15 protein-coding genes are annotated in these 11,576 nt (G+C 67.6%); 8 read left to right on the top strand and 7 right to left on the bottom strand.

What is annotated here, in order from left to right; translation table 11 throughout:
* Both PMI02_RS13890 and PMI02_RS13885 read left to right on the top strand, forming a co-directional pair.
* A partial coding sequence (locus PMI02_RS13890) for an SDR family oxidoreductase (protein WP_007683713.1) occupies nucleotides 1-644 on the top strand: 644 nt, incomplete at its 5' end.
* Nucleotides 645-688: 44 nt separating this feature from the next.
* Complete coding sequence (locus PMI02_RS13885) at nucleotides 689-1,498, top strand: SDR family NAD(P)-dependent oxidoreductase (RefSeq protein ID WP_007683711.1); 810 nt, start codon at nucleotides 689-691, stop codon at nucleotides 1,496-1,498.
* Between the two features lie 19 nt (nucleotides 1,499-1,517).
* On the opposite strand, the gene PMI02_RS13880 is transcribed toward PMI02_RS13885, so the two are convergent.
* Nucleotides 1,518-2,042: a VOC family protein gene (locus tag PMI02_RS13880; RefSeq protein ID WP_007683709.1), complete on the bottom strand. Its 525-nt coding sequence runs from the start codon at nucleotides 2,040-2,042 to the stop codon at nucleotides 1,518-1,520.
* Nucleotides 2,039-3,190: a sulfotransferase gene (locus PMI02_RS13875; RefSeq protein WP_007683707.1), complete on the bottom strand. Its 1,152-nt coding sequence runs from the start codon at nucleotides 3,188-3,190 to the stop codon at nucleotides 2,039-2,041. Before PMI02_RS13875 ends, PMI02_RS13880 begins: the two co-directional genes overlap by 4 nt.
* A gap of 143 nt (nucleotides 3,191-3,333) precedes the next feature.
* Here PMI02_RS13875 and PMI02_RS13870 point away from each other — a divergent pair, with 143 nt between their 5' ends.
* Together PMI02_RS13870 and PMI02_RS13865 are read left to right on the top strand one after the other, a co-directional pair.
* Nucleotides 3,334-4,122, top strand: a complete 789-nt coding sequence (locus PMI02_RS13870) for an SDR family oxidoreductase (protein WP_036503831.1) — start codon at nucleotides 3,334-3,336, stop codon at nucleotides 4,120-4,122.
* The gene (locus PMI02_RS13865) at nucleotides 4,119-4,550 is read left to right on the top strand and encodes a nuclear transport factor 2 family protein (RefSeq protein ID WP_007683701.1); all 432 of its coding nucleotides are present in this window, start codon (nucleotides 4,119-4,121) and stop codon (nucleotides 4,548-4,550) included. Before PMI02_RS13870 ends, PMI02_RS13865 begins: the two co-directional genes overlap by 4 nt.
* A 98-nt stretch (nucleotides 4,551-4,648) precedes the next feature.
* Here the strand turns inward: PMI02_RS13865 and PMI02_RS13860 are convergent, their stop codons facing one another.
* Nucleotides 4,649-5,710 (bottom strand): aldo/keto reductase, encoded by a 1,062-nt coding sequence (locus PMI02_RS13860; protein ID WP_007683699.1) that lies wholly within the window; start codon nucleotides 5,708-5,710, stop codon nucleotides 4,649-4,651.
* A gap of 134 nt (nucleotides 5,711-5,844) precedes the next feature.
* On the opposite strand from PMI02_RS13860, the gene PMI02_RS13855 reads away from it, so the two are divergent.
* Entirely contained in the window at nucleotides 5,845-6,993 is a 1,149-nt protein-coding gene (locus PMI02_RS13855) for a pyridoxal phosphate-dependent aminotransferase (protein ID WP_007683698.1), read from the top strand.
* Here PMI02_RS13855 and PMI02_RS25920 read toward each other — a convergent pair.
* Nucleotides 6,980-7,537 (bottom strand): TetR/AcrR family transcriptional regulator, encoded by a 558-nt coding sequence (locus PMI02_RS25920; protein WP_007683696.1) that lies wholly within the window; start codon nucleotides 7,535-7,537, stop codon nucleotides 6,980-6,982. The two genes, PMI02_RS13855 and PMI02_RS25920, sit on opposite strands and share 14 nt — an antisense overlap.
* Nucleotides 7,538-7,621: 84 nt before the next feature.
* Here PMI02_RS25920 and PMI02_RS13845 point away from each other — a divergent pair, with 84 nt between their 5' ends.
* The 3 genes from PMI02_RS13845 to PMI02_RS13835 all read left to right on the top strand — a co-directional run bounded on the left by PMI02_RS13845 (nucleotide 7,622) and on the right by PMI02_RS13835 (nucleotide 10,010).
* Nucleotides 7,622-8,338 (top strand): alpha/beta fold hydrolase, encoded by a 717-nt coding sequence (locus PMI02_RS13845; protein ID WP_007683694.1) that lies wholly within the window; start codon nucleotides 7,622-7,624, stop codon nucleotides 8,336-8,338.
* 178 nt (nucleotides 8,339-8,516) lie between these two features.
* The gene (locus PMI02_RS13840) at nucleotides 8,517-8,975 is read left to right on the top strand and encodes a hypothetical protein (protein WP_007683692.1); all 459 of its coding nucleotides are present in this window, start codon (nucleotides 8,517-8,519) and stop codon (nucleotides 8,973-8,975) included.
* 87 nt (nucleotides 8,976-9,062) lie between these two features.
* A complete protein-coding gene (locus tag PMI02_RS13835) occupies nucleotides 9,063-10,010 on the top strand; it encodes an alpha/beta hydrolase (protein ID WP_007683691.1) in 948 nt (315 codons plus the stop codon).
* A 420-nt stretch (nucleotides 10,011-10,430) separates the two neighbouring features.
* Here the strand turns inward: PMI02_RS13835 and PMI02_RS27985 are convergent, their stop codons facing one another.
* From PMI02_RS27985 to fliS, 3 genes are all read right to left on the bottom strand, one after another.
* On the bottom strand, nucleotides 10,431-10,763 hold the full coding sequence (locus PMI02_RS27985; protein WP_007683690.1) for a response regulator transcription factor: 333 nt from the start codon (nucleotides 10,761-10,763) through the stop codon (nucleotides 10,431-10,433).
* Nucleotides 10,764-10,778: 15 nt separating this feature from the next.
* The gene (locus PMI02_RS27980) at nucleotides 10,779-11,033 is read right to left on the bottom strand and encodes a hypothetical protein (protein WP_007683688.1); all 255 of its coding nucleotides are present in this window, start codon (nucleotides 11,031-11,033) and stop codon (nucleotides 10,779-10,781) included.
* Nucleotides 11,034-11,203: 170 nt separating this feature from the next.
* Complete coding sequence (fliS, locus tag PMI02_RS13825; protein ID WP_007683687.1) at nucleotides 11,204-11,575, bottom strand: flagellar export chaperone FliS; 372 nt, start codon at nucleotides 11,573-11,575, stop codon at nucleotides 11,204-11,206.
* Nucleotide 11,576 lies beyond the last annotated feature (1 nt).

The raw sequence follows: 11,576 nt of genomic DNA, 5'->3' as shown, positions 1-11,576 counted from the left end.
CCCCCCGCCGGGCCGACCGGCTCGCGGGGCTGGTCACGCAGATCGAGGCGGCCGGCGGCAGGGCGCTGGCGATCCCCGGCGACATGATGGTCGAGGCCGACGCCAAGCGCGCGGTGGAGGAGACCGTCGCGGCGTTCGGTTCGATCGACATCCTCATCAACTCGGCGGGCGTGATGCAGGCCGGCGGCATCGAGAACTGCGACACCGACCTTTACCGCCGCGTCATCGACATCAACCTGATGGGCACGGTCTACACCTGCGCCGCCGCGGTGCCGCACATGCTGGCCAAGGGCGAAGGCGACATCATCACCATCTCCTCGCTCGCCGGGCGCAAGGGTGGTCCGATGACCAGCGCCTACTCCGCCAGCAAGCACGCGGCGAACTCGTTCACCGACGGCATCCGGCAGGAACTCGGCGGCAAGAACATCCGCGTCACCACGCTGATGCCCGGCGCCACCGAGACCGAGGTGGGCGACAACATCGTCGATCCCAACTGGCGCACCGCGATCCAGGCGCACGTCGGCAAGGAAGGCGCCGTGAAGCCGCGCGACATCGGCGAGGCCATCGTCTTCATCCTGTCGATGCCGCGCCGGACGAACATCTCGGAAATCACGGTGCGGCCGACGATCGACACCTCGGCCTGAGCCACCACGATTTTCCGATACGACAACAAGACGGGAGAAGGACAATGGCCGGAAGGCTTCAGGACAAGGTCTGCATCATCACCGGCGCGGGCTCGGGCATGGGCAAGGCGATGGCGCAGCTGTTCCATGCCGAGGGCGCGAAGCTCGTGCTCGCCGATATCTCGGGCAAGCAGGACGAAGTCGCGGCGAGCCTTGGTGACAATGTCGTTGCCATGCACTGCGACGTTTCGGACGAGGAACAGGTCAAGGCGCTGGTCGCAAAGGCCGAGAGCGAGTTCGGCCGCCTCGACGTGCAGTGCAACAACGCCGGCTTCGGCGGCGGCATGGCGGCGCTGCACGAGCAGCCGATCGAGCTGTGGGACAAGGTCCACGCCACCAACATCCGCGGCGTGTTCCTCTGCATGAAGTACGGCATCGAATCGATGCTGAAGACCTGCGGCGGCGCCATCGTCAACACCAGCTCGGCCTCGGCGGTGATCGGGTGGAAGCACCACGGCGTCTACTCGTCGGCCAAGGCGGGCGTGCACCAGCTGACCAAGGTTGCCGCGCTCGATTATTCGGACAAGAACATCCGCGTCAACGCGGTGGCGCCGGGCACGATGTGGACCGGCCTCGTCGAAGCCTCCAAGACCCACGACACCCCGCCCGAGGGCTTCCCGACGCTGGCGGGCATCCCGATGGGCCGCTGGGGCTACGCGCGGGACATCGCCAATGCCGCGCTGTTCCTGGCGAGCGAGGAGGCCGCCTACATCACCGGCGTGGTCTTGCCGGTCGATGGCGGGTATTCGATCGGCTTCTCGGGCATGGGCGCCGAGCGCCCCGGTATCGTCAGCGTCAACACCGACGGGACTTGAGCTCCGGTCGTCGCCGCTCCTAGAGCCAGGGCGCGGCGACGATCCCGGCCAGTTTCGGGTCCACCCAGAGATATTCGGTGTAGTGCCCGATCCGCCTGCGCGTATCGACATAGCAGAAGCACAGCCCCGCCTCGGGCGAGGGGTCGGCCGGGAACAGGAAGGCGAACTCGTCGCCGCTCCCCCGCACTTCGTCCAGCAGCGCCTGCCACTCGGAATAGGGCCCCGGCACCGCCACCGCGACATGGTGGAAGTTCAGGATATGCGCCGAGAGGTCCATCGCCTCGGTGTAGACCTCGATCGCGCCCGAGACCGGCTCGATGATCTCGAACTGGCGGACCTTGCCGGGTTCACCCACATTCGCAATCGCCGACTTCACCGCCAGCGGGCGCCGCGTCCCGTAGGACAGCACTTCGATCTCGGCCTGGCTGCGCACAAGCCCGGTCACGCCCAGCTCGGCCTCCGCGTGGGCGATGGCAGCGTCCATGTCGCGCGTCACGTAGCTCATCTGCACGAGCTGGCCGTACCGCGCGCCGAGGTGGGTCATGCGCCCTGCTTCACCGGTATGCGGTAACGCGAGATGTAGTCGGCGAAGGCCTCGTGCACGCCCTCGCGGGTGAGGCCGTAGCGTTCGAGCGAGTAATCGTGCTTGCCGTGCTTGCCCTTGGGATTGGCGGCCATGTAGGCGTCCATCGCCGCCTGCGCTTCATCGGTGAAGGGCTCGCCGAAGTGCTCGTAGATGCGGCGGCATTCGCCGATCGGGTCCTTCATGATGTCGACGTACTGGACGTCGAGGATCGCGTCGGCACCATGCTTGGCGCGGAAGGCGTCCTGCCGCTCGATCATCAGCGCGAAGGTTTCCATGAAGGTCTCGCCGATGCGGTGGAGGTCGACATCGTCCGAATAGATCATCCGCACGTTCTCGATCAGGCTGCCGATCGAGCCGAGCACGTCGGCTGGGTCGCGATGCGTCATGACCAGCTGCGCGTCGGGATAGACTTCCGCCAAGGCATCCAGGAACAGCGGGTGCCACGGGTTCTTGAGCACCCAGCGCCCGCCCGTCTCGGCCTGAAGCAGCTGGAGCAGCCGCTTGTGGAAGCGGAAGGCTGGCAGGTAGTCCGCCTTGTGGAACAGCCAGTCGCGGTAGCTCGGGATATCCGCCTGCGATTCGAACACCTGCGCGCAGAACGAGTAGTTCATCGAGAACTGGCACTCGGTGGGGCTATGGGCGTCCTCGTAATGGATCGCGGCGATCTTGGGCATGTATTGCAGCGCCATCTGGGTGGCGTCCTGCATCTTCTGCCACCGCGGTCCGGCCGCCAGTTCCTCAGGGTTTGGCGGCGGCACCGGGTCGTGCGATTCCCAGCGCAGGAACGGACGGCGGGTGGGATCGGCGGCGAGCAGGTTGATGAGCAGCGTGGTGCCGGTGCGCGGCAGGCCGAAGACGAACAGCGGTTTCTCGACCGGGCGCTCCAGCAGTTCGGGGTGGCTGGCCAGCCAGTCCTCGATGCGCAGGCGGCCCGCCATGTACTTCTCGAGGTCGCGGTGGGCGAGCTGGCTGCCGCGCTCGCTGAACCTGGCCTCGTCGGCATAGGCGCGCAGCAGCACCTCCAGCCCTTCGAGCGCGGCGGGATCGCCGATTTCGTTCAGCCCCGTTTCGGCGCGTGCGGCCGCGATAACATCGTCGACAGTCATGCCGGTTGTCCTCTTCCTGTCCCTTATCGTCCCTGCGGTGTGCGGAAGGGTGGGGGCGATTGCAAGATAGCGGACACTGCTTCAGAATTGCCGACAAGGACGCGCCAGGGATGCGCGCAGGCAGTGGAGAGGCGCACAAAACCATGGATCTGAGCGAGGCAGGACACGCATTCGTGACCGGCGGGGCGAGCGGCATCGGGCTAGGTATCGTTGATGCGATGCGCCGGCGCGGGCTGCGAGTGACGGTGGCCGACATCGACGCGCAGGCGCTGGAAACGGTGGTCGCGGCGCGCGGCGATTCGGTCCGCGCCGCCGTGCTCGACACCCGCGACCGCGCGGGCTGGGCACGGGCCAAGGCGGAGGCGGAAAGCGCGTTCGGCCCGGTCGACGTGCTGGTCAACAACGCCGGCATCGCCCCCAACGGCCGCGAGTTCGCGGACATGGACCCGGAGAGCTTCGACCGCATCCTCGCCATCAACCTCGTCGGCGTAGCCAACGGCGTCTTCGCCTTCGCCGCCGACATGCGCGGGCGGGGGCGGGGTCACATCGTCAACACCTCTTCGCAGGCCGGGCTGACGGCGAGCGTGCCGGGCGTGGGTGCCTATGCCGTCGCCAAGTTCGGGGTGACGGCGCTGACCGAGGGACTGCGGCAGGAAATGGCGCCCCACGGCGTCGGCGTCTCCTTGCTGTGCCCCGGTTATGTCGCCACCAATCTTGCCGAGAGCACCCGCAAAGTGGGCGGCGAGATCAGGGACTACGCCGGAGCCATGCCGCCTTCGAAAGTCACGCCGGACGACGTGGGCGAGATGGTGGCCGCCGGGATCGAGGGCGATGCGGCCGTGATCGTCACCCACACCAAGGTCTGGCGCAGCATGGAGCCGCGCCTCGCCGCCATCCGCGCCGCCTGCGACCTGCGCGACACGGCGGCATGAGCGGTTCTCTGGAGGACCGTATCGCCCGGATCGAGGCGCAGGGGGCCGTTGCCGATCTCGTCCACGCCTATGCCCGCGCGGTACGGCGCGAGGCTTACGAAGATATCCTCGGCCTGTTCGCGGATGGGGGCACGTTCGAAGTCCGCTCGGGCCAACCAGATCGCGCCGAGTTCGCCGTGCGCCAGCGGTTCGAGAGCCCGCAGGCGCTCGTCGCGTTCCTGATGGAGGGCAAGGGCCGCCCGCATCCGGTGCCGCTGATCCACAACCTGATGGTCGAGGTCCGGGGCGAGGCGGCGAGCGCCAACGCGATGATGGTCGCGAGCATCACCGGTACCGACAAGGTCGTGACCGGGGAATACCACGACAGCTTCGTGCGGATCGGCAGCGAATGGCGGTTCGCCGCGCGGATCTATACGGTGTTCGGGTGACGGCGGTGGAGGTGCCCGGTCGGGATGCCGATGGCGATCCCAGCCTACGCTGGGATGACGATATGTGCCGGATGACCGTATGCGCCGGGTGACGGTACTTATCGCTTCTCCACCGTGACGCCGCCAAACATCATGCCTTCCGCCGGGCCGGTGAGGACATCCATCGGGAACACCTTGGGTACGCTGCTCGCCGCGTCCAGCCGGGCGAGGTGCTCCGTATCCAGCGTCAGCGCCAGGGCGCCGAGGTTGTCGGCCAGCTGCTCCGGCGTGCGGGTGCCCAGCACCGGCGAGGCGACCGCCCGGTTCGCCAGCGTCCAGGCGAGCGCGACCTGCGCGCTCGACGCGCCGATCTCCTGCGCCACCGCCGCCACCTCGTCGGCGATATCGAGGTTGCGCTCGCTCAGTCGCCCGCTTGCCGCGTTCATGGTCCTGCGGTCGTAGGCGCCGCCCGGCGCAGGCGGCGCAAGGTCCGCGCGGGTGTACTTGCCCGCCAGCACACCGCCGCCGAGCGGGGACCACGGGCAGACGCCCATGCCCATCTCGGCCGCCATCGGGATCATCTCGCGCTCTACGGTGCGCTCGATCAGCGAGTAGCTGATCTGCAGCGCGCAGAACGGCGTCCATCCGCGGATTTGCGCGACCGCCTGCATCCGGCTCGCCTGCCAGGCGGGCGTGTCCGAGAGCCCGGTGTAGAGCACCTTGCCGGCACGCACGAGGTCGTCGAAGGCGCGCAGGATCTCTTCCACGGGGGTGCGGAAGTCCCACATGTGGAGGTAGAGCAGGTCGATCCAGTCGGTGCCCATCCGCCGCAGCGAATCCTCGACCGAGCGCACCATGTTGCGCCGGTGGTTGCCCGAGGCGTTGGGGTCGCCGGGCCGGGTGGTGAGCGAATACTTGGTCGAGATCACCACCCGCTCGCGCCGCGCGCCGAGCAGCCGGCCGAGCACTTCCTCCGAGCCGCCCATGCCACCGTAGAAGTCGGCCGTGTCGATGAAGTTGCCGCCCATGTCGATGTAGGTGTCGACCATGTCGGCGGCCTGTTCGTCGCTGGAGCCCCAGCCGCCGGGCTCGACGCCGAAGGTCATCGTCCCCAGCGCCAGCGGCGATACCCGCAGGCCGGACCCGCCCAGCAGGCGGTAGTGATCGAGCCTCGTGGCCATTCGTCTCTCCTCTTCGCGCCCTTGTGCCGCGCCGCACCGCCACTGGCCATGCGCGCGGGGCGCTCTTCCCGCTGGGTCAAATCGACCTTCCGCGCGCATTGCATCGCGCCCAAGCGCATCGTAGCAGGCGCATCATGATCGCCCATGTCGAACCCTTCCACGCGACCACGATCGGCCGCATCGCCTACGAACTTGCCGCGCAAGGCCGCGACGTGATCCACATGGAGTACGGCCAGCCCTCTACCGGAGCGCCCGCAGCCGCCATTGCCGCGGCTCATGCGGTGCTCGACAGCGAGCCGGGCGGTTACTGGGAAAGCCCGGCCCTGCGCGAGCGTATCGCGCGCCACTACGCCGAGGCTTACGGCGTCACCGTCTCCCCCGAGCAGGTGTTCCTTACCTGCGGCGCCTCTCCCGCCTTCGTGCTGGCGCTGTCCTGCTGCTTTCGTCCAGGCGCGCGGGTGGCGCTGGCCCGGCCGGGCTACGTCGCCTACCGCAATGCGCTGCGCACGCTGTACCTCGAGCCGGTCGAGATGCCCTGCGGTCCCGAAGAGCGCTATCAGATCACCGCCGCCGCGCTCGACGCGCTCGATCCCGCGCCCGAGGGGCTCATCATCGCCAGCCCGGCCAACCCCACCGGCACCGTCATCGCGCCCGAGGAACTCGCCGCGATCGCCGAGGTCTGCGCGCGCAAGGGCATCACCGTGATCTCGGACGAGATCTACCACGGCCTCACCTACGGCCCGCAAACGGACTCGCTGCTCCAGCATGTGCCCGAGGCGCTGGTGGTGAACAGTTTCTCCAAGTGGTTCAGCATGGCAGGCTGGCGGCTTGGCTGGCTGGTGGTGCCGCCCGCGCTGACAGGGCCGGCCCGCGCCCGCATCGCCAACCTGTTCCTGACACCGCCGGTGCTCGCCCAGCATGCCGGGCTCGTCGCGTTCGACTGCCGGGAGGAGCTGGAAGGCCACCACGCGAACTACGCCCGCAACCGCGAACTCCTGCTCGCCGCGCTGCCACGCCTCGGCTTGGCGCACATCGCCCCGCCCGACGGCGCCTTCTACATCTGGGCGGACATCGGCCACATGACGCGCGACAGCTTCGCGTTCTGCCGCCAACTGCTGGAGGACACCGGCGTCGCCACCGCGCCCGGCATCGACTTCGACCCCGTCGAAGGCAACCGCTTCATTCGCCTCAGCTTTGCCGTCTCCACGTCCGAGATCGAGGACGCTATCGAGCGCATGGTCACCTGGTTCGCCGCCCAGCGACAGCAGGTCAGCCCGGCCTGACGACGTCCAGCACAGCGCGCGTGAACCAGGCGTCCAGCGCCTCCGTCTGCGCGGCGGCGAGGCCTGGCAGGGGCAGGTGCTTCGTGAAGAACACGTAGCCGATCGCCAGCATCGCCAGTTCCAGCGCGCGGACCTGCCCGTCGGCGCCGCCGAGGTAGTCCGCCATCGGCGTGATGCTCCGCTCGGTGAAGACGCGCGCGGCGATCTGCGCCGCCTCCGGCTCGCCCGAGGCCATCGCCATCATCAGCATCGGCCGCGCCGAATTGTCTTCCTCGCGCAGGGTTCGCGCCAGCGTCTGCGCCATTTCTTCCGGAGGCATGGCAACAAGGTTGTCGACGGCCATGGCATCGCGCAGCGCCGCCTCGAACAGGCCGGCCTTGCTGCCGTAGTAGCGCAGCAGCAGCGTCGAACTCGTCCCGGCCTCCGCCGCGATCGCGCGGATGCCGGTGTGCGAATAGCCAGTCGTCGCGAAAGCACGCTGCGCCGCATTGAGTATGCGCGCACGGGCCGCGTTCGCGTCGCGCTTGTGGACGGGGGCCTGCATGGCGCGACGCTACCGCCCGGCTTGACAGCTTGCCAAGTCCGGCGGATGTTATCAGTTGATAACTTATAAAGTGGGAGAGGGATTATGGCGACATTCGTACTGGTTCACGGCGGCGGTCACGGCGGGTGGTGCTACAAGCTGGTGGCGCAGCGGCTTCGCGCCATGGGCCATGAAGTCTACGCCCCGTCGCTCACCGGGATGGCCGACCGCAAGCACCTGATGAGCGACGCGATCGATCTCGACACCCATATCACCGACGTGGCCGAACTGCTGGAGTACGAGGACCTGACGGACGCGATCCTCGTCGGTCACAGCTACGGCGGCATGGTCATCACCGGCATCGCCGATCGCAAGCCGGAGCGCGTCGGCCACCGCGTCTACCTCGACGCCGCCTATCCGGTGGACGGGGAATCGCTCTATGAACATGCCTATCCGATGATCCACCAGGCCAGACAGGGGTTGCACGAGGTGGACGGCGTGGAACTGGTCATGCCGCCGATGCCGGGCATGGCGAGCTTCTTCGGCGTGACCGAGCCCGAGCTCGGCGCATGGACCGACGCGCGGCTGACCGCACAGCCGTGGAAGTGCTTCGCCCAGAAGATCACCTTCACCAACGAGGCCGCGATGCGCGCGATTCCCGAGAGCCACCTCATCTGCACATCGACGATACCAGGGCGCGACATGGCGCTTCTCAAGGCGCGCTCCGAGGGCCGCGTCTGGGACATAGATACCGGCCACGACCTCATGCTGACCGAGCCGGATTGGGTGGCAGAGCGTCTGGACGCCATCGCCAACCCGTGATTCCTGCGGGATGAGCCGCTACGGCATCCGGAGGGGGCCATATACCGAGCTTTCACATCGTCGTCGTAGACTGTAGCAATGCGGGACGGTGTTTCTTTGCACGCGGGATCTGCGTATTGACGCAAAGCGGCACTTCGGGACTTTGGCGCACCCCTTCGGACGCGAGAAAAACAAAGAGATGGCGAGTACCCCAGACAAATTGACCGGCGACCGTACGCGAGCAAAGCGCCTGCGTGAGTTCCTTCACGACTGCGCAGGCAGCGGTCCCGGCGAGGAAATCGATCGTGTGCGCGAAGCGGTGCGCGAATTGACACTGAGCGGTGTCGGCAGGCGGATCGGCGACAAGAGCGGGTTCGACCCGGTCGCCGTTCATGCCATGCTGGACTGCGGGGCCGGGATGAGCGCGGTGCTGGAGATCATGGGGCGCGACACACGCTTCATGCTCTCGCGCGGGGCGCACGATTCCTGTCTCGCCAGCGTGGTGAACGGCGATGGTGCGGAAGAGGCGCTGGCCGAGGGGCCGACGCTGGCGCTGGCGCTTCTGGGCGCGCACGTCTCGGCCGTCCTTGGCCGGATCGAAAGAGCCGCGCAGGGCGGAGACACCCTGACGGCGCCCACCTCGATGCGGCTGCATTGAGGGCGCAGGACTTCGGCGCGGATACCGGGCCGGCGTTCATTCGGCCGCTCGCTTGCGGCAGGCCGGCTGCGCCGTCACTAACCGTGCATGGCTGAATTCCACCCCGAACTGCGCCGCGCGGCGCGCATCATCCCGCGCTTCGGCTTCACGCCGGGGCTCGCTCGCTTTGCCCGGTTCGTCCAGCGTATCCGGGGCGTGCCTCGGCCACCGGCGGTGACCGGCGTGACCATTCGCGACGTCACGATACCTGGACCATCGGGCAATGCCGCCGTGCGGGTGCGCGTATATGCGCCCGATATCGAGCGCAGCGGCAGGCCCGCGATGCTGTGGATACACGGCGGCGGCTTCATCATCGGCACGCCCGAGCAGGACCAAGCGAACAACCTCGCGCTTTGCCGTGACCTGGGGATGGTCGTGGTGGCCGTGGCCTATCGACTTGGCCCCGATCATCCCTATCCGGCCGGGCTCGATGACTGCTACGCCGCGCTGCGATGGTTGCACGACGGTGCGGAGGCGCTTGGCGTCAATGCGGACCGTGTTGTCATCGGCGGCAACAGCGCGGGCGCGGGGCTGGCGGCCGGTCTCACGCTTTACGCCCATGATCGCGGCGAGGTTCCGGTCGCTGGGCAGCTGCTGATCTATCCGATGCTGGACGATCGCACCGCGCTGCGCACCGACGTCGATCAGTCCAGCCTGCGCCTGTGGAACAGCCGGAGCAACCTGCTGGGCTGGACATCCTACCTCGGTCGATCCCCCGGCGGGGACGATGTGCCGGACTACGCCGCGCCTGCCCGGCGCGCGCATATGGACCGGCTGCCGCCCACCTGGATCGGCGTCGGAACCTGTGACCTGTTTTACGATGAAGACGTGGCCTACGCGGACCGGCTTCGCGAAGCTGGCGTGCCCTGCACGTTGAAGGTGGTCGACGGCGCATTCCATGGTTTCGACATCGTGGGCCAGAAAGCAGAGGTCGTGCGCGACTTTCGCGGCAGCTACGTCGCGTTTCTGCGCCGGGCACTGGGCATCTCCGCCTAGCCTATTTCGCCACCATCGCGCGAGTTGCGGATGTGCCGGCAGGTTGCGACTGGTTTGCGCGGTGACTGCGGGGGCGGCGCTCTTCAATGCATGCCGGCCGAGTTGGGGTTCAGTTGGCTAGCCAGCCTGTTGCCTCGCCGCCGTTCGACCGCGCGGAAGGCCGCTTGCAGACAACCGCGCGGTTGAGAATGGCTTGGTGTCGGAGTGCTGGCCCTCAAGAGTGCTCTGCGCCTGAATTTGTCACCGGCACCTCATGAAAAGCGCGACAGGCCCGGTCGGGAGGGGATTACGACCAGGCCTGCGCTCAGGAGACTGCGGGTACGGATGTCGGCTTTCTGGGTGCCGACAGGTTCGTTTTATCCAGGCATGGCTAACGTCGGGTTCACGTCGCCTTAGGTGCAGTTACGGAAAACCGCCTCATCAGTTCACCAGTGACGCCTCGATGGCGATGCGGATGGCGTCGGAGGTATGGTTGGCGCCCAGTTTGTTGAGCATGTTGGCGCGGTGGATTTCCACGGTGCGCGGGCTGATCGACAGTTTTTCGCCGATCAGGCGGTTCGATAGCCCGCTGGCGACGCCGCCCAGCACCTCACGCTCGCGGCGGGTCAGGCGGTCCACCCGGGCGCGGGCCATGACTTCGCGCAGCTTGGCGTTGCCGAGCCCTTCGGCGCGGGTGATGGCCTTGGCGAGGTTTTCCACCAGTTCCTCGGGGCTGATGGGCCAGGCAATGTAGTCGATCGCGCCGTCGAGCACGGCCTGGACGATGCGCTAAGCGCCCGGCTGCTCGCTGAAGGCGATGATCGGAAACCATTCGCCGTGGCGGGCCATGCTGTCGATCAGGTCTTCGATGGCGCCGGGTTCGTCATGGATCAGCACCACGCCGGAACGCGGCCACGACGCGGCCAGTTCGGTGACGTGCTCGAACGGCTCGACATGGATATTGCCCGCCGAAAGCACGTGACTGATCGCGGCGCGTCGGCGCATGTCGCTGTCGATCAGGATGAGGTTCGAGATGAGGTCCACGGCCAGTCTCCCATTGGATTTGTGCCTAGGGAGATACTCGCATCGCTTGCCGGCCGCGCGCCCGACCTGCTCCGAAACCGAGCCAACCCGGGGTTGTGCTCGGCTAACCCGGCGTTTTCCCGGCCCTACGCAAACACCGAAACGGGTGCTTACGGGCCGGACCGATGGGCTTATCCGCCCTTCAGCGCGCGCCCGATCTCGACGAAGTCTTCGCGCAGGACCGAGATCCGTTCGGAATCGAACTGCAGCGCGCTGTCGAGCACGGTGCGGCGCGCGGCTTCGTAGAGCTGGCTGAGCGCACCGGCGATTCCCTCGCCGCCGGCAAGGCCCATCTGCAGGGCGGTGATCGCAGTCAGCGCGCGGGTCATCGAACGGCTCTTGAGGCAGTTGTCGCCGCGCCGGTCGGCGTGGACGGCGGTGCCCAGCGCGCTCACGAGGTGCTCGTAGCAAAGGTGCACAAGTTCGGCCGGCCCGGCGCCGCTGACGCGCGCGTCGAAATCGACGCGCCGGTAGGCTTCCTGGGGGGATGTCAGGAGCATCATG

This window comes from Novosphingobium sp. AP12 (assembly GCF_000281975.1).
Taxonomy (GTDB): Bacteria; Pseudomonadota; Alphaproteobacteria; order Sphingomonadales; family Sphingomonadaceae; genus Novosphingobium.
Note: the sequence above shows the minus strand (reverse complement) of the source record. Positions and strands in the feature narration are given on the sequence as shown.